We start from the raw sequence: 20,742 nt of genomic DNA on the forward strand, positions 1-20,742 counted from the left end.
GTGAAGGAGTGAGCGATGGCTGGATATGTGTTACGAAGATTAATCGGGGTGATTCCAGTTCTGGCTGGACTGTCGCTGTTGTCCTTTTTGCTGCTGCATCTGGTGCCTGTCGACCCTGCAGAGGCTGCCTTGAATCTAAGCAATCCCGGTGCTTCGGAGGAAGCGGTACAGGCACTGAGAGAGGAAATGGGGCTGCATGAGCCGATCTTAGCCCAATACGGCACTTGGCTGTACAAGGCTGTGCAGCTGGACTTCGGCACGTCGCTTGTGAGCCATCAGCCAGTAGGACAAGAGCTTGGACAGTATCTGCCTGCCACTCTTCAGCTTGCTCTCAGTGCCCTGCTCCTCCTGCTTGTGATGAGCCTTCCCTTGGGAATTCTCTCCGCCGTGTACAAGGGCTCTTGGCTGGATCGCGTGATTCAATTCATCGTGGTAAGCGCGGCTTCTGTGCCGAGCTTCTGGATTGGCTTCCTGCTTATTTACTTGGTCTCCATGCAGCTGAACTTGCTGCCTCTTATGGGCAGGGGAGACTGGACCCATCTTGTACTGCCGTCCTCTACGCTCGCCTTAGCTTATGCTTCTCCGCTCATCCGTCTTCTAAGAACCGGAATTCTGGAGCATCAGCATCAGCCCTATATTCAGGCGGCGAGGCTAAGAGGGATCAGTAACCCTAAGCGCATGGGCAAATATGTACTGAAAAGCGCGCTTCCGCCTGTCATCACAGCGCTAGGCATCACCATTGGGCATTTGCTTGCTGGAACGGTGATTGTAGAGAGCGTGTTCGCATGGCCGGGTGTAGGCCGATACTTGGTGGAGTCGGTTGCGAATCGGGATTATCCCGTTATTCAGAGCTACGTATTGCTGATGGGAACGATGTTTATACTGCTTAATCTTGCTGCTGATCTAATGTGTGCAGCACTTGATCCCCGCAGCAGGCTGAAGGAGGGGGTGCTGCCATGATGCGGGAGAGAGCGCTTGCTGTGTCGAGATCATCGGGCCATATGACGATGGCTATTGCAGGAACAATCGTCGTTCTTGGTGCAGCCGCCGCGATCTTTGCCCCTTATCTTGCCCCTCATGACCCTTACGAGGTGGATATCGTCAACAAGCTGCAGGGTTCATCCTGGAGCTATCCGCTCGGAACAGATCATTTGGGACGCTGTGTCTTGTCCCGGCTTCTATTCGGGATGAGGGTATCGCTTGGCGCCTCCAGCCTGTGCATCGCCTTGACCTTCGTGATCAGCTTGGTGCTGGGCATGGCCTCAGGCTACGTGGGAGGCTGGTTTGATCAATTGCTTATGCGGGTATGCGATGTGCTGCTTGCCTTCCCGAAGCTGATTCTAGCGCTTGCCTTGGTCGGGACGCTCGGCGCTGGGATGAGCAACTTGATCTTGGCGATCGTCATCGTGCAGTGGGTAAGCTATGCGCGAATTATTCGCGGCATGGTGCAATCCCTTAAGACACAGGATTATATTTTAGCTGCGCGGTTGGCAGGCACCTCGCACGCTCGCATTCTGCTTCGGCATATCGCGCCATTCGTGCTGCCTCAGATGGTCATCCTGCTTGCCGTCGATCTTGGCAAAGTCATTCTGCTCATCTCAGAGTTCTCGTTTCTCGGACTTGGCGTTCAAGCGCCTGCGGCGGAATGGGGCATGATGATCAATGACAGCAGGCCCTACATGCTTGATCACCCAGCGCTAATGCTGTATCCGGGCTTGATGATCTTTGTAACCGTCATGGCCTTCAACAAGCTTGGTGATGGATTTCGCGATCAGCTCGATGTTCAGGCAGCGAACAAGGGGAGGGGGTGGAAGCGAAATGGCAGCGGCAGCTCCCGTTTTATCCGTTCAAAATCTAAACATTCAGCTCTCGACAAGCAGCAAATGTGAGGACATGCCTTTCGCGGTCGAAAATGTTTACTTTGAGATTCAGCAAGGAAGCGTGTACGGTCTCATCGGAGGCAGCGGCAGCGGCAAGACGCTCACCTGCATGTCGATCATGAACCTGCGTGAATCCTCTGTTCATATTAGCGGCAGCATTCGCCTGTGCGGCCGAGAACTGCTAAGCCTCAAGGAATCACATATGCAGAGGGTGCGGGGCAGACAAGTAGGCATGATTGTTCAGAATCCGATGTCGGCCTTCCATCCCGCAATCACCATTGGCGAACATTTTGTGGATGTGATGAGATCCCATGCTCCCGTATCGAAGAAGGCAGCGCTGGAAAAGGCTCTTCATTATCTTCAGCTTGTGAAGCTGGATCATCCAGAACGTTTGCTTCACATGTACCCGTTTCAATTTAGCGGAGGCATGCTGCAGCGGGTAATGATCGCGATGGTGCTCTGTCTGGAGCCCGTGCTGGTTATCGCCGATGAGCCGACCACGGCGCTTGATACGACCAATCAGCGGGACATACTTGAGCTGCTGGCCGAGCTGCGCTCATCGCTTGGCTTGAGCCTGCTGCTTGTCTCCCATGATCTTGGGGTCATCTGCCGCTTGGCTGATGATGTCGGTGTGATGAGGCAAGGGCAGCTGGTCGAGCAGCAGCCAGTGGAGCAGCTGCTTAAAGCCCCTATGCATGATTATACGAAGCACCTCTTGGAAGCCGCATGGAGGCTTGAAGGCGGTGAGTGCTTATGAGTCTGGAACTGATTGAAGTAAGCAAGTCTTACCGCTTATCTGGCCAATCTTTGTTCCGTGCAAAGCGGGAGATGGCGGTTATGAATGTATCCTGCAGCTTGGAGGAAGGCAGGACGCTTGGGATTGTGGGCTCAAGCGGGTCGGGCAAGAGCACGCTCGGCAAGCTGATCGTAGGCTTAGTTAAGCCGGATGCTGGAGACATTCGGTATAAGGGCGAGAGCTTGTTGCGCCCTCAGGCTCGTCAGCGGCTCTTCTCCGAGCTTCAAATGGTATTTCAGGACAGTCGCAGTGCCGTGAATTCGCGCATGACGATTAAGGATATCGTGGCCGAACCGATACAGCACCGCGAACGATTAACGTCCTCTCAGCTGACGAAAAGGGTGGGTGACCTCCTCACAGCAGTGGAGCTGCGGCCAGAAGAGATGAATGGATATCCGCATCAGATCAGCGGCGGACAGCTGCAAAGGGTGTGCATCGCAAGAGCGCTGGCCGCAAAGCCGAGACTGATTGTGTGGGATGAAGCGATCAGCAGCTTGGACGCTATGACCCAGTGGCAAATGATACAGCTGCTTCAGCGCTTGCAGAAGGAATACGCGATGTCTTATGTGTTCATTACACACAACCTGCAGGCGGTTCGCCATCTCGCAGATGAACTGATCGTGATGAGCAGGGGAGCCGTTGTGGAGCATCTTCAGGATGCCAAGCATTTGGACCAGCTCCGGCATCCAGAATCGCAAAGACTAGTTCAGGCGATGCTAACAAGCTATAGATCGACGTGAGGTGAGCGGGCGGAATTCATTTTGGATATTAAATATACATGATGTTAACGATGAAATGCATGCTATTAACGATGTAATACTATTTTGCGGTTCTCACCATGAGGGGAGAGCCGCTTTTTTATGACATCCTCCGATAATTTTCAACATATATCGCCTAATGTTTGAGAAATAAGAGGGTTTTTGGAAGAAAAATCATTCCATATTCGAATGGCTTCCGTTATCATAGATAAAAATAGACATAGAAAAAGAGGGGATACTGTGAGAAAAAGATGGATACGATCCGTGATTTTGTCAACATCGCTATTGATAGCGGTATGGGGCATGTCCGCATGCAGCAGCGGCACAAGCAGCACAGCATCAGCTGATACTTCTGCGCTTGAGAAAAAAATCGTCGAGCTTGAAAATGAAAATAAGGCATTAAAGGCGAAACTGGAAGCTGCCGAGGGCTCGAATGACACAAATCGTGGCAATCAGGCCGTTAGCGAAGAAGAACCCGTTCAAGCAGTGGTGGCAGATAAGACGCCTACGCTTGAGGCCAACAAAGCCGTAACGGTGGACAAGTATGCGGAAGTGACTTTGCTTGGCTCGAAGTTCAAGAAGAAAGTAACACCGCCGAATCCCGACAGCTTCTATACATACTATGAAGTGAAGGAAAATGAAAATATTTATCTCGACACGGTGATCAAGGTTAAGAGTTTGCTCACGATCGGCAAGAGCGCAGATGAGTTTCTTTCGGTAGACGTACTGTACGATGGACAGTATGAATACGGCACTTTCTCCACGATTGAAGACCGTGGCGGCGCTGACTTTACCTATACGAATATTACGCGCATTGAACCGCTGAAGTCTGGCGTTATTCACTTCTTGGCTGAAGTCCCGGAAGACATCAGCAAGGATGATAAGCCGGTTATGATTAAGGTAAAGATAGAGGATCAGGAGTATACGTTCCAAGTAAAATAACATAACGCATAAGGTGAAGGAAGCAGCCCAATATCATGTTGGGCTGCTTTTTTGGTTTGGCGAATGGATGATGACGCTGGAAGAAAGGGGAGAGCATGAAATGAATCTGGGAGCAACAACGCCTAGAAGACCATTTCAACTCATCTTCCTTATGAGGGGAACCCATTTGTTCCACTTATCTAGAAGAGATGTATTAAATGTTTTATGGAATAAACAAATAATTCAAGGTGGATCTAATGTGTAACCATATACATAACTATATATAAATAATTACATATGTAAATATTGACGTTTACGTTAACAAGGAGTATTGTATGAAGAGCAGAAGAACGGGGTGAAGGCAATGAAGACCTACAAGATTGAAGAGGTGATGCGTGAAACAGGATTAACGAAGCGCACGCTTCGCTATTATGAGGAGCTTGGTATTATCCAGCCTCCTGATCGGAGTGAAGGCAATATTCGCTTGTATACCGATGCGGATATTCGTCGGATTCGACTGCTGATTGAAGCCAAAGAGGTGCTCGGCTTCTCGCTCTTAGAGCTTAAGCAGTTTGTGGATTGGAAGGAGCACCTCAGTGATGAGCATGATGAGCACAAGAAGCAAGGGAAAGCAAAGCCAGAGGCCTTGCTTACAGCAGAGGCGATGCTCGTAAATCAGCTTCAGCAGCTTGAGGGCAAGATGAAGCGCATGCAGGAGTTCAAGGGCTATATTGAGGAACTGCTGGAATCGGTTCGTGGCCATCTCGAAATATAAAGAGGAGGAAAGCAATGCATGTTAACAGAAGCACAAAAAAGCAGGGGTAGAAAAATTACGATCTTCGCAACCTTCCTAGCATTCATGGGGATCGGAATCGTGGATCCGCTGCTGCCAATTATTGCGGAACAGCTGGGGGCTAACCATGCACAGGTTGAGATGCTGTTCACGGCTTACATTTTTACGATGGCGATTATGATGCTCCCTGTCGGGATGCTGGTGTCAAAAGTGGGGGATAAACGAATGATGGTCATGGGGATGGCCATTGTGACCGTCTTTGCCCTGCTGTGCGGCTTCTCCAATTCCATCTTGGAGCTGTCCTTATTCCGTGCAGGCTGGGGTCTTGGCAACTCGATGTTCTTTGCGACGGCGATGACGCTCCTGATCTCCTTATCGCCAACGGTATCTGGGGCTGTCGGTGCTTATGAGGCAGCGATTGGGCTTGGCATGGCAGGCGGACCGCTTGTTGGGGGATTGCTGAGCAGCTCCTGGCGCTATCCCTTTATGATGACGGGCGTATTGATCTTTATTGCCTTCATCCTCGTTCTCTCTCAGGTCAAAGCACCCGAGAATCATCACACAGGCGCGAAGCGCAAAGCGGCAGGCTTCAAGGAGCTGGCTCATCTGCTGTCTTATAAGCCGTTCCTGCGTGGTGCCATTGCAGGAATGCTGTACAACTACGGCTTCTTCGTGATCTTGGCATATTCGCCACTTGTCATTAAGCTGTCTGCGATTCAGCTCGGGCTTGTGTTCTTTGGCTGGGGCCTGCTGCTCGCATTTGGCTCTGCTAAGCTGGCTCATGCGCTTGAGACGAAGTATACGCCAGAACAGATTCTGAAGTTCAGCTTGTTTGGCTTTGCGATCATCATTTTCCTATTGTTCTTTCTGCACAATACTGCGATCCAGATCGCGCTTGTCGTCTTGTCTGGCTTATTGTGCGGCTTGAACAATGCCTTGTTCACAAGCCATGTGATGGGCGTATCTCCTTATGAACGCGGCATTACGTCTGGGGTGTACAACTTCGTGCGCTGGCTCGGTGCGGCGATTGCACCGCTGTTGTCTGGTGTGATCGGCGGCGCGATCAGCCCATTCGCCCCTTATGGTGTGGCGGGTATTCTGCTTGTGATTGCAGGAGGCCTGATGTTTATTCGAGTGAAGCATACGCTGTCTTCGCACGCAGCACAAATGCAAGCAGCGGATTCGTCGGCAGGAGCGACCGTCTAGTTTTTCTTGCACGAAACGCACAACATACACAAAACAAAGCCAAGCAGGGCAAGAAGCGGTGTTCGCCGCTTCCTTCCAGCTTGGCTTTTATTTTCGCTCTACTGCACTCTACTGTACTAGGAATGCTGCATTCGCATATCCGTGCTCATGTTGTGTTGAGCTGCTGCCTTGCGTGCACAAGTCTAGCTTTGTAATTTTGGGCGATGCAGAACTAGCCCATAATATTGTAGCCAGAGTCTACATACACAATCTCACCTGTAACGCCGCGGGACAGATGGCTCATCATTGCAATAGTCATATCGCCAACCTCTTCTTGCGTAACATTGCGCTTCAATGGGGATTCCTCTTCGATCACATGAAGGATGCGATTGAAGGAAGGAACGCCTTTGGCTGCCAATGTCTTGATAGCGCCAGCGGAGATGGCATTTACACGAATGTTGTATTTGCCAAGGTCAGAGGCAAGGTACCGAACGGATGCCTCAAGGGAAGCCTTCGCAATGCCCATGACGTTGTAGCCTTCAACCACGCGCTCTGCGCCGAGATAGCTCATCGTAATGATCGAGCCGCCTTCCGTCATATACGGCTTTGCTGCTTTTGCCACAGCGATCAAGGAGTAGGCACTTGTATCCTGTGCGAATGCGAAGCCTTCTCTAGACGTATCGACGAAGTCGCTCTTCAGATCCTCAGCATGCGCGAATGCGATGGAGTGAACAACGCCATGAATAGTGCCTACCTCTTCTCCGATCTTGGAGAAAGCGGCCTCAATGCTCTCATCGCTGTTGATATCGCAAGGGAGCACCAGCTTTGGCTCGATGTTGTTGGCCTCAATCAGCTTCTCAAGCTTCGCAAGAGAACGCTCCTTGCGGTAGGTGAAGATGAGGTTCGCGCCCGCTTGAATAAGCGACTTCGCAACGCCCCATGCCAGGCTGCGCTCATTGGCCACACCCATGACAACGATATTCTTACCTTTCAACTTCAGCAAATCTTCCATGTGATCCTCCTTAGGATATATAACATACATCATGTCTTATTGTAAGTATCATTATGATGGATAGCTGCCGCTAATGGCTAATATTAATAGCTGCTCTTAGCAGCTGCTACTAATCCAAAGTATATCATATTTGAACAAGTTTGAAACGATATCCACTTCTATTTAGAAGCGATAGGTGAACTAACAGAAGTAGCAACGGACGATTAATAGAACCCTTTCGCTGTCGTTTATCCGCTGGTTGCCTAGTCTTAGGAAGCTCGCGAAGCACTTACTTCCAATGCTGCTCGATAAATGCATCTCGACCGGAGACAGCGCGATCCTGCTTGTAGTGCTCGGGCTCCTTGCGATAATAATCCTGATGATAGTCCTCAGCAGGATAGAACACCATTGCATCTCGAATAGGCGTCACAATCGGCTTGTCGAAGCGTCCGCTGTGCATGAGCGCTTCCCTTGAAGCTTCAGCAAGCTCTCGCTGCTCTTCATTATGAACAAAGATGGCGGTTGTGTAGGATTCGCCGCGATCTTGGAACTGGCCGCCGTCATCTGTCGGATCGATCTGCGCCCAGAACAGCTCAAGCATTTGCTTATATGAGATAAGCGACGGATCATACGTAATCTGAACGGCCTCAAGATGGCCTGACGTTTGGGTCTTCACCTGTTCATAGGAAGGATTGTCCACATGTCCGCCTGTATAGCCGGAGATGACAGCGTGGACGCCGTCCCATTGGTCGAAGGGCTTGACCATGCACCAGAAGCAGCCGCCTGCAAAGGTAGCGAGCTGAAGATGGGGAGCTTGTGATTGTTGTGAGGCCATGATTACCCTCCTGTTCTTGTCTTGGTATAAGCTTCATTATATATTTTATTATCAAAAAAAGGGCATTTTCGCACTGTGTTGCTAGTGTACAGCGTTTTGAGCGCCTTGTGAAGCGAATGATTCGCTTTGTCTTATCTGCATGGTCTCATGTGCTTTGTCTATCATCAAAGACATTCGATCTTATTGCCTTCAAGTTATATCAGCGATATTCGTGAGATGCCTTTGATTGGAGCTTCCAGAATGATTTCTTGAGTGCTGTGACTTCCTCCATTGACGCGAAAGAAGCACATTCGTTACGGTATGGGATGGCATGCACCTGCATGCACAACACGTCATGTGACGCTGCGGAGATAGGATGTTAGTCAAAATGAAAACCATTGTTGCGGCAATCAATGCCAAATATATACACACCGCGCTATCCCTTCGATTGCTGAAGGCGTATGCCCAAGATGCCTTTGAGATTGAGATGGCTGAATATACCGTGAAGGACCCTGCGCTTCATATTGTCACTGATCTATATAATCGCAAGCCGGATGTAGTCGGCTTCTCCTGTTATATCTGGAATATAGAAGAGACGCTGAACTGCGTATCCTTGTTGAAAAAAGTGCTGCCCCACGTTCGCATCATACTTGGCGGCCCTGAGGTATCCTTTGACCCTGAGCACTTCATGAATCGAGAAGCAGGAATCGATGTCATCGTGATGGGGGAAGGAGAAGCTGCCTTCAAAGCGATCCTGACCGCTTATTCGGAGGATCGGGCGCTTCATCATATTCCCGGCATTGCTTGGCGGGGACTTAGCAATAATCAGGTGTACGAAGGACAGACCGCACAAGCAGAGCGCATATTTATTCAACCTCAGGCGGATAAGATTGTGTTGGATTCGATCCCTTCCCCTTATCGCTTAGAAGAGGACGCACAGGAGATCAGCAAGCGCATCGTTTATTTTGAAACGAGCCGGGGCTGTCCATTCAGCTGTCAATTCTGCTTGTCGAGCACCGAGGTAGGCGTGCGGTACTTTGACAAGGAGCAGGTGAAGGCGGACCTGCTGTACCTTATCCAGCATGGAGCAAGAACGATCAAATTTCTGGATCGGACCTTTAACATCAATCGGGAATATGCGCTCGATATTTTTCAGTTTCTGATCGATCATCATAATGGCTGTGTGTTTCAATTCGAGATCACAGCGGATATTATGCGGCCAGAGGTGCTCGCTTTCCTGAATGAGCATGCGCCGAAAGGCATCTTCCGCTTTGAGATTGGCGTCCAGTCGACGAATGAGGAGACGATGCGCTTGGTGAAGCGCAGACAGAACTGGGATAAGCTGTGCCGAACCGTCAATCTGGTGAAGGAGGGCGGGAAGATTGATCAGCATCTTGATCTGATCGCAGGTCTTCCTGGAGAGGACTACGACTCTTTCCGCAACACTTTCAATGACGTATTCGCTTTGCGCCCAGAAGAGCTGCAGCTTGGTTTCCTGAAGCTCCTCCGTGGAACTGGACTGCGGCGAGACGCCGAGCGCTACCATTATCAATACATGGAGGATGCGCCGTATGAGATGCTGTCCAATGATGTGCTTTCCTTTGGCGATGTGGTCAGGATCAAACAAACCGAGGACATTTTAGAGAAGTATTGGAATGATCATCGAGCAGATCATACGATCGAGATGCTGCTGGCACTAGCCTTTGATACGCCATGGGACTTTTTCCAGAGGTTCGGGACCTATTGGGCGGAGCAGGGCTGGTCAAGGATCGGACACCAGCTCGCCGATTTGTTTGTGCGCTTGGAGCAGTTTCTTGCCGCGGAGCAAGTTCAGCACCAAGGCGCGATCCGAGGAATGATGCAGCTGGATTATCTGCTTCAGCATAAGCACAAGCCTCGGACGATTTGGTGGGAGGCCCTGCCTAAGCAGGAGATGAGCGAGTGGATGTCCTATGCGGCAGCACATGCTTCGACGCTGTCCTCGGCGCAGGGTGATGCTGACGGCACGTTGGAGTGGACCGAGGGATATTTGCACAAGCATGCCATGGTTCACAGGCTTCCCTTTGATCTTGCGCATTGGCATGAGCATCGCGAGCTGGATGACGGCAAGGAGACGGTGCTGTTAGTATTGTTCGGCAATGCGGCATCGAAGGCTGAGGAGCAAGGAGACCGCCGCTGGAACATCATTTATTAATAGGGTATATGGACCAACGAAGCAGCCGGTCTGAACAATCATGTTCAGGCGGGCTGTTTTTTGCTTGATGCGTGCATAACATCCAAGATAGGCCTTCGTGGTTAGTGTTCAACCTTATTGAGTCGTTTGCTTGCACGTCAAATCTAGCAAATCGATGAAAGGTATGCTAGGCCGCCTGAATTGATAGACTGGAAGGTAGAGGGTGAGAAGCAAGAATGAGATCCGGCTGCATTGGATTAACATTTGTTTAAATGGAGTTTACATTGCTCTTGTACGATGGAGTCAGATCAAGACAGAGGTTGAAATAAAGGAGTGGAAGATATGGATACCTATCCGCAAGTTGAAGAAACCAAAGGCTCCCTGAGCAACTGGCGTAAATTCGTAAAGCTGATTCAAGAGACGAAGCCCTCCAAGGGGATGCTGATTATAGCGCTGGTGCTGAGTCTTGGCGCTACCGTCGTGTCCTTAATCATCCCGATGTTTACAAAGGGATTGGTGGACGGCTTCACGATGTCTTCGCTAAAGCCTGCTCAGATCGTATCGCTCGCAGTCGCGTTCGTGATTCAAACGATCGCAAGCGGCATCTCGATTTATTTATTGAATGTCATTGGCCAGAAGGTGGTATCAAGCCTTAGGGATCGGTTGTGGAAAAAGCTGCTCGTCCTTCCGGTGTCCTTCTATGATCAGAATCGGACCGGCGAGACGATCAGCCGCGTGACGAATGATACGGGGATTGTAAAAAGCTTGATTACCGAGCATCTAATCGCCTTTCTAACAGGCATTCTATCGGTGATTGGTTCGATGGTGATCTTGTTTATGCTGGATTGGCAGATGACGCTAATTATGCTGACGGTCATTCCAGTGTCGGCCCTCGTGCTGGTGCCGCTTGGCAAGCAGATGTTTAAAATATCGAAGGGACTGCAGGATGAGACGGCTTCGTTCACAGGCAAGCTGACTCAAGTGCTCTCTGAGATTCGACTCGTCAAATCATCGAATGCGGAGCAGCGCGAATATGAGAATGGCGCGAAGGGCATCTCCAATCTGCTGGCCTTTGGCATTCGTGAAGGCAAGGTGCAGGCCTTGATTCAGCCGCTGATGTCCTTTGTGCTGATGCTGCTCTTGGTGGTCATTGTCGGCTTTGGCGGCATGCGTGTCTCATCAGGCGCCATGTCGGCTGGAGATTTGGTTGCGTTTATTCTGTATCTGATTCAAATTGTGATTCCGATGAGCCAGCTGTCCATGTTCTTTACACAGGTTCAGAAGGCGATTGGTGCGACAGAGCACCTGATGACCATTCTGGAGTCAGATGAGGAGGATCACTCGAAGGAGCAAGAAGTCACGCAGGAGGGCCTGCCAATGATCGTAGACCATGTGCATTTCGCCTATGAAGAAAGTCAGGATCCGATTCTCCAGGACGTGCATTTCCACATCCCTGCAGGCAAGGTGACCGCCATCGTGGGTCCAAGCGGCGGGGGCAAGACGACCTTGTTCTCTTTGTTCGAATGCTACTATGATCCGACAGAAGGCGCGATTCGATTGGGAGATACCAATATTGACGAATTCTCGCTTCATTCTTGGCGCAGTAAGATTGGTTACGTATCGCAGGAGAGCCCGTTGATGGACGGCACAATTAGAGATAATATATGCTATGGAATGAACTGTAAAGTAAGTGAGCTGGAGCTGAAGCGCGCAGCGAAGATGGCCTATGCGGACAGCTTCATCGACCAGATGCCGAACGGTTACGATACGGAGGTAGGGGAACGTGGCGTGAAGCTGTCGGGTGGACAGCGTCAGCGGATTGCAATTGCGCGAGCGCTGCTTCGCGATCCGAAGCTTCTGATGCTGGATGAGGCAACATCAAGCCTTGACAGCAAGTCGGAGATCGTCGTGCAGGAGGCCCTGCAGAATCTGATGCAGGGACGGACGACGCTTGTGATCGCGCATCGGTTGTCTACCGTCGTCGATGCGGATCAGATTGTATTTATTGAGAAGGGCAGAGTGACGGGGATTGGCCCTCATGAGCAATTGTTTGAAGAGCATGAGATGTACCGCGAGTTTGCGATGCAGCAGCTCCGCATTCAAGAGCAGGGCTGGCTCGATGAAGAGCAGGCGCAATAGTTGCGAATGGCTGAATGTGAAGTTTTTTCAACATGCTCAGCGTTTGTCTTCGCTATTCGTTCAGCTATTCTCTCAATCGAAGTGTGGATCGTAGGAAAGACATTAGCTTAGGAAGGAGGAGGTTCTGGGTGGCTCATATCCTGATTGTGGATGATGATCCTCATATTCGCGAGCTTGTGCGATTATTTTTGCAGCAGCAGGGTTATGGTGTTGAAGAGGCAGCGGATGGACGCGAGGCACTGCTTCTATTGGATGAAAAGAAGATCGATCTGATGATTGTTGATGTGATGATGCCCAACATGGACGGGTGGCAGCTGACAGAGGAACTGCGTCGATATTATGATCTTCCCGTTCTCATGCTGACAGCTAAAGGTGAAACATCGCAGAAGATCAAGGGGTTCAATCTAGGGGTGGATGATTATTTGGTGAAGCCCTTCGATCCGATGGAGCTCGTCGTACGGGTACGGGCGCTGCTGCGGCGCTATCAGATTGCGGTATCCAATCAGGTTCAATTTGGCGAACTTCTGCTGGATTACAATACGTATGAGGTCACAGCAGGTGATAAACAGCTCAGCTTGCCGCGCAAGGAATTCGAGCTTCTCTATAAGCTTGGGAGCACCCCAGGCAAGACCTTCTCCCGAGAACAGCTGATCGAAGATATATGGGGGCATGATTTTGAAGGCAACGAACGGACGCTGGACGTGCATATCAATCGCTTGCGTGATCGATTTAATGAGCAGGAGCATCGCTTTGTCATTAAGACGATTCGCGGGCTTGGCTATCGTCTTGAGGTGCAGGCATGAGTGCTAGAAGAGCCTTAGAGAGGGATTTCTCGTCCAAGACAGTTAAGGCAAGGCGAATATTGAAGCATACCTTTGATCTGTTGATGCTGCTCCTTGCCTTGATCGGCATATGGATAGCGTCGTATTACACCGTAAGGTCGATCATTCAGCGCACAGACTGGCAAGTGTCCGATCTTGCGCTATTTCTCCTGCAATCGGGCATAGCAACCGTATATGTTGCTATTGTATTTGCTGTGTTTTTCCTGTTTGTGTGGCGCAAGATGAACAACATTTTGACACAGATTACAGATGCGCTGCGCAGAATTGCCAAGGGCGAGTTTAACGTCTCCATAGCGATGGAGGAGCGAGTGGATGGAGAGTATGACAAGATTATTGCAGGAATTAACGATATGGCGATCGGACTGCAGGAGATGGAGCAGCTTCGTCAGGAGTTCATCTCCAATGTATCCCACGAGATTCAGTCGCCGTTAACCTCTATCCGAGGCTTTGCCTTGGCGCTTCAGAAGGAGGAGCTTAGCGAGGAGGAACGGAAGTGTTATTTACAGATCATCGAGACAGAGACGATTCGGTTATCGAAGCTTAGCGACAACCTGCTGAAGCTCACCTCTCTGGAGTCGGAGCATCATGTGATGGAGGTCAGCAGCTATCGACTGGATGAGCAGATTAAGAAGGTGGTGCTGGCAGCGGAGTCGCTGTGGGGCGCAAAGAATATTGAGATGGAACTGTCCTTATCGAATGCCACGATACAAGCGGACGAGGATGCGCTCAGTCAAGTGTGGACGAATCTCATTCACAACGCCATCAAGTTCACTCCTGAGGAAGGGCATATGCATATTGGCATGCATATGGAAGATGACCGAGTAGAAGTGAGCATCGCCGATGATGGGATTGGCATGGCGAAGGAGCATCTTCCCTATGTGTTTGAGCGCTTCTATAAGGCGGATGCGTCGAGGAATCGCACACTAGGAGGCAACGGACTGGGATTGTCGATTGTTAAAAAAATTGTCGAGATGCACCAAGGGACGGTTCATGTACAAAGCGAGCTTGGCAAAGGGTCAACCTTTACCGTCAAGCTGCCGCTTAATCCTGCTCTGGAAGCAGCTTCTGCAGGCCATCCGAGCATCACCCGCTAGCCGCTACGCCGCTAGTAAATGATAAAAAATAATGTTGCAAATGAATAAAGCCCCCGGACAGCTTCAAAGCGTCATGAAGACACTTGCGAGGCTCGGGGGCTTCTTTGTATTTTGGGCTATGGCCGCTTATGCATTTTCAACGATCGTGTTATAGGTTGTGCGGTCAGTATGCTTCACCAGCTGAACGAGCAGTTCCTTCGCTGCGTCGATATCATCTGTATGCACGATTGAAGCAGGCGTATGGATATAGCGTCCTACGACACCGATAATCGTGGAAGGCACACCTTTGCCGCTAAGATGAATTTGGCCCGCATCTGTACCGCCAGGTGATACAAAGTACTGATAAGGGATCTTGTGCGTATCGGCAATATCCTGTACGAACTCAACGAGTCCACGGTGTGTAATCATCGTTGGGTCATAGATGCGAAGCAATGCGCCTTTGCCCAAGTGGCCGAAGGAGTTGCGATCTCCGGTCATATCGTTGGCTGCGCTGCAGTCAAGACCATAGAAGATGTCTGGTTGGATCAGGTTTGCCGCTGTGCGCGCGCCGCGCAAGCCGACTTCTTCTTGTACCGTTGCACCAGAGAACAGAATATTAGGAAGCTTCACTTGGTCCTTGTGAATTTCCTTCAACAGCTCAATGGCAAGTCCGACACCATAACGGTTGTCCCATGCCTTCGCCATGATCTTCTTCGGATTCACAAGCGGGGTGAATGGACATACCGGTACGATCTGTTGTCCCGGGCGCACGCCGGCAGCTTCTGCTTCCTCGCGGCTGTCCGCGCCGATATCGATATACATAACCTTTGGATCAACCGGCTTGTTAGCGGTAGCTTCATCCAAAAGATGCTTGGGAATAGAGCCTACAACGCCAGGAATGCGTCCTTTTGGCGTAATGACTTCGACTTGCTGGGCCAGGATGACTTGTCCCCACCAGCCGCCAAGGGTATTGAACTTAATCATCCCGTTGTCCGTAATCTGTGTGGTCATGAAGCCGACTTCGTCCAAGTGGCCGGATACCATGACGCGAGGGCCGTTCTCATCCCCACGGACGACGCCGAATACGCCGCCAAGGGCATCGTGGATGATTTCATCGGTATATTTGGATATTTCTCCCTTAACTAAGGCGCGAAGCTCACGCTCGAATCCAGGTGCAGCTGGAAATTCAGTTAAGGTGCGGAATAGTTCGAGTGTTTCCTGTTGCATCGGAAGAACCCCTTTCATTGTTTGCATGAAATATGGAATATACGGTTAGTATGAACCTATTGACAGTGCTTTGCAAGCCAATCCCCAACCACCCTAAGCCGATCTTAAGTGGGGCTTGAGTGGCGGGGAATGAGGCTTCACAGCCAGATACAGCAGTAACAGCCGGAGCTAGCAGTAACAGCCAGAGCCATTAGTAACAGTCGGAGCAAGGTGTAACAGCCGGAGCCAATAGTGACGGCCAGAGCCCAAAACGCCCCTTGCTCTGCTAGTAGCCTGCAAGGCAAGGGGACGTGGGTGGTTATCTATGCACAGCTGCCATTTATGCTAATGGTGAGGCAGATGGTGAACATCTGGCAGCAGTGGCAACTGAATATATCGATTAGAGCACATACAGGTTACAGGCAATCTCCTCGATGGCCTGTCTTGCGATTCTAAGATTCTATGATGCTTAGAGATGGATATTATCGCTCTTCCATGTAAGCATCAATACGGGACATGACATCATTCGTCAGGCTTGCAAGCCGTTCCTTGGCATGGTTAAGGGAGTTCCCTTTAACCGCAAAGTACATCTTGATCTTAGGCTCAGTGCCAGAAGGACGAAGACAGAACCAACTGCCATCCTCAAGATGGAACTTGAGCACATTCTCCTTCGGAAGGTCATAGAGGCCTTGAGCAAAGTCCTCAGTCTTCACGATGGCCGTTCCTCCAGCTGTGTCTGGGGCGTTGTCCCGCCATTCGTTCATAATGCTTTGGATTGTCTCTACCCCTTCCATGCCCTTCAGCGTACGAGTCTCAAGACCTTCCAAGTAGTATCCATGCTGGGTGTACAACTGCTCCAGTACCTCATTCAACGTTAAGCCTTTGGATTTGTAATAAGCGCCAGCCTCCGCGATGAGCATGGCTGCGATCACAGCATCCTTGTCGCGAGCATAGTTGCCTGCAAGGTAGCCGTAGCTCTCCTCGTAGCCAAAAATAAACGTATGCTCATGCGTTTGGTCAAATTGCGTCATCTTCTCGCCGATGTACTTGAATCCAGTGAGCGTGTTCATGACGGTCATGCCGAAGGATTCCGCGATGCTGGCGCCGAGCTCGCTTGTAACGATCGTCTTGATGACTGCGCCATTGGCAGGAAGCGTGCCTTTTTCCTTCATAGAATCAAGCATATAATGCACCATAATGGCGCCTGCCTGATTGCCGGTCAGCACCACATATTCGCCCTGCGCATTTTTGACAACGGCGCCCATGCGGTCTGCATCGGGGTCGGTGCCCATAATCAGGTCCGCATCCCAAGCCTGTCCTTGCTCAATCGCAATCGCGAAGGCGCTGCGCTCTTCTGGGTTAGGCGATTTCACTGTAGGGAAGCTGCCATCGGGCTGCTCTTGTTCAGGGACAACGCGTACTTCTTTGAAGCCTACTCGCTCAAGCACCTTCTGCACAGGAATATTGCCTGACCCATGGAGAGGAGTGTACAGCACGCGGAAGTTATCGCTAGTTGCTTGAATGACTTCCGGATGCTGGCTGACCGCAGCAACGGCGCTAATGTAGGCATCGTCAAGCTCCTCGCCCAGCCAAACCAGCAGTCCTTTTTCTTCTGCTTCCTGCTGGCTGATCTTCTTAATCTCTGCAAGCGAGGAGATGACTTGAATTCCTTTGATTACGCGGTTAGCGGTCTCCGGTGTGATCTGTCCGCCATCGGCGCCGTAAACTTTATAGCCGTTATATTCCGGCGGATTATGGCTTGCCGTAACGACAATCCCTGCGTTTGCGTTCAGATGGCGCACAGCGAAGCTCAGCTCAGGCGTTGGGCGCAGGCTTTTGAATAGATATGCCTTGACGCCGTTTGCAGCAAGCACAAGCGCCGCCTCCAATGCGAATTCAGGGGAGAAGTGGCGAGAGTCATACGCTATAGCGGCTGAAGGAGCGGCATCTGTACTTTTCAAAAATTGAGCCAAACCTTGTGTAGCTTTTCCAACTGTATGTATATTCATGCGATTCGTTCCAGCACCAATCACGCCACGAAGTCCGCCTGTGCCGAATTTGAGATCAGTGTAGAAGCGATCTGTAATTTCTTTGTCTTGTCCTGAGATGGCTTGAAGCTCTTCCTTCAGGGAAGGATCAACGAGCGGATCATTCAGCCACAGCTCATATACCTCATGGGCACGTTTTTCAAGTGACACGGATAATTCCTCCTTTTGTTCGTCCTGCTTCTTGTTTGTCCTGCTTCCAATTCTACATGGACTATTGTACGCGATATGAATTCAATCTGCATATGACAAATCCATGCCCTTGTCTATTATAAGCTTGTCATGTGCTCATAATGATCATGTAGCAAGGATAACCAGCGTTTAAATGCAATTCATGCTATCCTGCTTCCGTTACGACAGATTTTCGGCATTTGGATTTCGGATTTGCGCGTCTGCTGCCATTCCCTTAATTCGTAATCACCCCATCCAGTTTCCATACCCCGAATTCGCGAATGAATTGTGCATGGATCTCAACCATCGTTTCATCTTGCCGATTAGCAAAGGCAAGCTCAACAGCATGATCATCAGCGTAGGTGAGGGCTCGGAACTCAAGAGTTTGCAGACTTACATTTTGAAGGAAAGGGGTCTCCACTGTACGATCTCCATATGGAAAGGAAATCGTGTGCTTGGAAGTGTTTACTTCGACGTTGCTTGAGCTTATAGCCTGGATATAGGCTCCATCTTTTTCATTCATTGCAGCAAACATCTTGAAAGAAAGATTTAAGGCTTCCCTCAAATAAGACCAATCTCTCTCTTCTATTCCTTCTTGATGGGGGATGGGCTGCTTGATGGCATCAAGCGCACCGCTGCTAGATTGTGCGTACGGTGAACGTACGGCTGCTGCTGATTGCTCATCTTCTTCTTGACTGGGGGTACAGGAAGTCATGAGGAGTAAGGCGAGGCTGCATGCGGCAAAGACGGTCTTCACAAGATACCTCCTATTTCATAAATAAAGAAAAATATGGAATATACATATTGTATCATATGAGCCCTTATCTTACATCCCATGAATAGGAAAGAAAAGAAAAAGAGCGATCTTCTTGGGGAAGATCACTCTCTCGTATCGTGATGCACGTTAAGGCAAATCGATAAGCATAAAGTGGGCAGCCTCATTTGGTGTAATGATAATATTCTCTGCTTCCGTAATTCTTGCGTCATCTCTGCGGTTCAGAACCGTCCCGTCATTCAAGCTGATCTGCCCATCGATGACGAAGATGTAGGTGGAGCGATCAGGCTTTTGCTTAAAGGTAAGAACTTGCCCCTTCTCAGGCTGGCTCAAGTATAAAGTAAGATCTTGATGAATGCTTGCAGCATGAGGTCCCGGGGAAGCTGCGGATACGACCGGCAGCAAGGTATTGTGCAAATTCTCAAGGCCATAGGTGATGGTCTCATAAGAAGGCTCAATATCTTTGCTCGTAGGGAAGAACCACAACTGAAGGAAATTCAGCGTCTTCTCAAACGATGCATTGTATTCGCTGTGATAAATCCCTGTCCCTGCGCTCATACGCTGGATCTGGCCAGGCACGATTACTTCTGTATTGCCCGTATTGTCTTTATGCTCCAATTCGCCTGCAAGCGGGATCGAGACAATTTCCATCTCGCGGTGCGGGTGGAGATCGAATCCTGTAGCGGGAGCCAAGAAGTCATCATTAAGCACACGCATATAACTGAAGTACATATTTTCAGGATCATAATAATCGGCAAAGGAATAGCTATGATAAGATTTCAACCATCCATGATTGGCAAAATATCGTTCGTCCGCTCTGCGAACAAGGGTATTCATTGTAGACATTGCTGCATCCTCCTAGTGTATATATAGCAATTGTTGTTGTTATGATTCATCACGCGATGGCGGCATGCTAATTATAGCATCAGGCTGCCGTTAGCTCTCATATGGCGTTATGATGCTCCGTTCATAGGAGCTGAACAGCAATCCTTTACTTCTGTTATTATCCGATAAGCGCATCGATTGAAACAGCGCCTGCTCCAGTCAGTGCTAGGCCGATTGCGACAGCGATGATGAGCAGGTTGTACTCATATCCATTTTGAGTCGACCAGTACCCGTTCTTCAAGTGCGCAGTCAAGATCGCAACCAGCATCGTTCCTGCAACGAGAATGCCGCCAGCCCATGTAAACAACCCAACAGCAAGCAGCAGGCCGCCAACAAACTCACCGAGTCCTGCCATAAGGGCCATGAATATACCGGGCTTTAGTCCAAGAGATTCCATCCAGCCGCCAGTGCCCTTTAAGCCATAGCCGCCGAACATGCCGAACAGCTTCTGGGCGCCGTGAGCCATCATAGACAATCCTAATACCAATCGAATCACCAATAAACCATAATCCATTACTCCAAAATCACTAAACATGAATATCTTCTCCTTTATATTTCAAATTATTTCTTAAATATAATATTCTCTAATTCGAGATATTAGACCGAGTAAACCGCGCTTCCCTCCTAATAACTAGGATGGGAAGGCGGAATTCTTGCCAAGCTTCTTCAACAGGTCGATTAACGTTGTCTGTTCTTCTACGCTTAATGTGTTTACGGTATCTTGAATCACCTGTGCATGCTCAGGGAATACCTGCTCCATCAGCGCCTCGCCAGCTTCCGTAAGCTGAACATGAATGACGCGACGGTCCTGCTCTGAGGCTTGTCGTACAATGAGTCCCTTGCCAGCAAGCTTATCGATTACATACGTCATCGTACCGCTAGCAAGCAAAATCTTGTTGCCGATCTGCTGAATTGGAGTAGGGCCTTTGTGAAAAAGCAGCTCTAGCACAGCAAATTCGGATGGATTCAAGTTATGACGCTTCATGTCGTACTGAGCGACATCCATCATTGAGCGGGAAGCACGCGAGAGGACCACGAACAGCTTAAGCGCTCGTTGAATGTCAGGTTCGTATATATTCACGCGATTGTTCGCATCCATGCGATCACCACCTTGTCTATTCCATATTATTTTAAATACTTGAAAAATAATATCTTGAACATGAGATAAATATATCATTAGTCATTTAAGCTGTCAACCATTTATAAAGATAATAATTCGTTGGATAAAGCCATCTATTCAATATACGTCATGAATGCCATATTAGAAAGGGCTGATGACCAGAGTTGTAGCCTGA

General features: G+C 49.8%; 19 protein-coding genes. 11 read left to right on the plus strand and 8 right to left on the minus strand.

What is annotated here, in order from left to right; translation table 11 throughout:
* Positions 1–15: 15 nt before the first annotated feature.
* The 7 genes from nikB (at position 16) to B9Y93_RS15115 (ending at position 6,354) form a co-directional block, all read left to right on the plus strand.
* On the plus strand, positions 16–960 hold the full coding sequence (gene nikB / locus B9Y93_RS15080) for a nickel ABC transporter permease (RefSeq protein ID WP_085495510.1): 945 nt from the start codon (positions 16–18) through the stop codon (positions 958–960).
* Positions 957–1,889, plus strand: coding sequence for a nickel transporter permease (gene nikC, locus B9Y93_RS15085; protein WP_085495512.1), 933 nt, complete (start codon positions 957–959; stop codon positions 1,887–1,889). The genes nikB and nikC overlap by 4 nt, the downstream gene beginning before the upstream one ends.
* Positions 1,819–2,637: an ABC transporter ATP-binding protein gene (locus B9Y93_RS15090; RefSeq protein WP_085495514.1), complete on the plus strand. Its 819-nt coding sequence runs from the start codon at positions 1,819–1,821 to the stop codon at positions 2,635–2,637. Before nikC ends, B9Y93_RS15090 begins: the two co-directional genes overlap by 71 nt.
* On the plus strand, positions 2,634–3,416 hold the full coding sequence (locus B9Y93_RS15095; RefSeq protein ID WP_085495516.1) for an ABC transporter ATP-binding protein: 783 nt from the start codon (positions 2,634–2,636) through the stop codon (positions 3,414–3,416). Before B9Y93_RS15090 ends, B9Y93_RS15095 begins: the two co-directional genes overlap by 4 nt.
* Positions 3,417–3,674: 258 nt before the next feature.
* On the plus strand, positions 3,675–4,376 hold the full coding sequence (locus tag B9Y93_RS15100) for a hypothetical protein (RefSeq protein ID WP_244903422.1): 702 nt from the start codon (positions 3,675–3,677) through the stop codon (positions 4,374–4,376).
* Between the two features lie 343 nt (positions 4,377–4,719).
* On the plus strand, positions 4,720–5,130 hold the full coding sequence (locus tag B9Y93_RS15110; protein ID WP_085496082.1) for a MerR family transcriptional regulator: 411 nt from the start codon (positions 4,720–4,722) through the stop codon (positions 5,128–5,130).
* An 18-nt stretch (positions 5,131–5,148) separates the two neighbouring features.
* Positions 5,149–6,354, plus strand: coding sequence for an MFS transporter (locus tag B9Y93_RS15115; protein ID WP_085495520.1), 1,206 nt, complete (start codon positions 5,149–5,151; stop codon positions 6,352–6,354).
* A gap of 211 nt (positions 6,355–6,565) precedes the next feature.
* Here B9Y93_RS15115 and fabI read toward each other — a convergent pair whose 3' ends face one another.
* The gene (gene fabI, locus B9Y93_RS15120) at positions 6,566–7,345 is read right to left on the minus strand and encodes an enoyl-ACP reductase FabI (RefSeq protein WP_085495522.1); all 780 of its coding nucleotides are present in this window, start codon (positions 7,343–7,345) and stop codon (positions 6,566–6,568) included.
* Positions 7,346–7,613: 268 nt separating this feature from the next.
* Positions 7,614–8,159, minus strand: a complete 546-nt coding sequence (gene msrA / locus B9Y93_RS15125) for a peptide-methionine (S)-S-oxide reductase MsrA (RefSeq protein ID WP_085495524.1) — start codon at positions 8,157–8,159, stop codon at positions 7,614–7,616.
* Between the two features lie 367 nt (positions 8,160–8,526).
* Between msrA and B9Y93_RS15130 the strand changes: the two genes are divergently transcribed.
* From B9Y93_RS15130 to B9Y93_RS15145, 4 genes are all read left to right on the plus strand, one after another.
* The gene (locus tag B9Y93_RS15130; RefSeq protein WP_085495526.1) at positions 8,527–10,332 is read left to right on the plus strand and encodes a B12-binding domain-containing radical SAM protein; all 1,806 of its coding nucleotides are present in this window, start codon (positions 8,527–8,529) and stop codon (positions 10,330–10,332) included.
* 321 nt (positions 10,333–10,653) lie between these two features.
* On the plus strand, positions 10,654–12,450 hold the full coding sequence (locus B9Y93_RS15135; RefSeq protein ID WP_085495528.1) for an ABC transporter ATP-binding protein: 1,797 nt from the start codon (positions 10,654–10,656) through the stop codon (positions 12,448–12,450).
* Positions 12,451–12,578: 128 nt separating this feature from the next.
* Positions 12,579–13,253 carry a response regulator transcription factor gene (locus B9Y93_RS15140; RefSeq protein ID WP_244903423.1) on the plus strand — a complete coding sequence of 225 codons (675 nt, stop codon included), beginning with the start codon at positions 12,579–12,581 and terminating at the stop codon, positions 13,251–13,253.
* Positions 13,250–14,386 carry a sensor histidine kinase gene (locus B9Y93_RS15145; protein WP_085495532.1) on the plus strand — a complete coding sequence of 379 codons (1,137 nt, stop codon included), beginning with the start codon at positions 13,250–13,252 and terminating at the stop codon, positions 14,384–14,386. The genes B9Y93_RS15140 and B9Y93_RS15145 overlap by 4 nt, the downstream gene beginning before the upstream one ends.
* A gap of 126 nt (positions 14,387–14,512) precedes the next feature.
* Here the strand turns inward: B9Y93_RS15145 and B9Y93_RS15150 are convergent, their stop codons facing one another.
* The 6 genes from B9Y93_RS15150 to B9Y93_RS15175 form a co-directional block, all read right to left on the minus strand.
* Positions 14,513–15,592, minus strand: a complete 1,080-nt coding sequence (locus B9Y93_RS15150) for a M42 family metallopeptidase (protein WP_085495534.1) — start codon at positions 15,590–15,592, stop codon at positions 14,513–14,515.
* 461 nt (positions 15,593–16,053) lie between these two features.
* Positions 16,054–17,769, minus strand: a complete 1,716-nt coding sequence (locus tag B9Y93_RS15155) for a phospho-sugar mutase (protein WP_085495536.1) — start codon at positions 17,767–17,769, stop codon at positions 16,054–16,056.
* 253 nt (positions 17,770–18,022) lie between these two features.
* Complete coding sequence (locus tag B9Y93_RS15160; protein ID WP_085495538.1) at positions 18,023–18,544, minus strand: hypothetical protein; 522 nt, start codon at positions 18,542–18,544, stop codon at positions 18,023–18,025.
* Between the two features lie 147 nt (positions 18,545–18,691).
* Positions 18,692–19,408 (minus strand): pirin family protein, encoded by a 717-nt coding sequence (locus tag B9Y93_RS15165; protein ID WP_244903424.1) that lies wholly within the window; start codon positions 19,406–19,408, stop codon positions 18,692–18,694.
* Between the two features lie 157 nt (positions 19,409–19,565).
* Positions 19,566–19,982 carry a DoxX family protein gene (locus tag B9Y93_RS15170; protein WP_244903425.1) on the minus strand — a complete coding sequence of 139 codons (417 nt, stop codon included), beginning with the start codon at positions 19,980–19,982 and terminating at the stop codon, positions 19,566–19,568.
* A 96-nt stretch (positions 19,983–20,078) separates the two neighbouring features.
* On the minus strand, positions 20,079–20,546 hold the full coding sequence (locus tag B9Y93_RS15175) for a MarR family winged helix-turn-helix transcriptional regulator (RefSeq protein ID WP_085495540.1): 468 nt from the start codon (positions 20,544–20,546) through the stop codon (positions 20,079–20,081).
* Positions 20,547–20,742: the final 196 nt, after the last annotated feature.

The sequence above is a fragment of the Paenibacillus aquistagni genome (assembly GCF_900177815.1).
Classification (GTDB): Bacteria; Bacillota; Bacilli; order Paenibacillales; family Paenibacillaceae; genus Paenibacillus_B; species Paenibacillus_B aquistagni.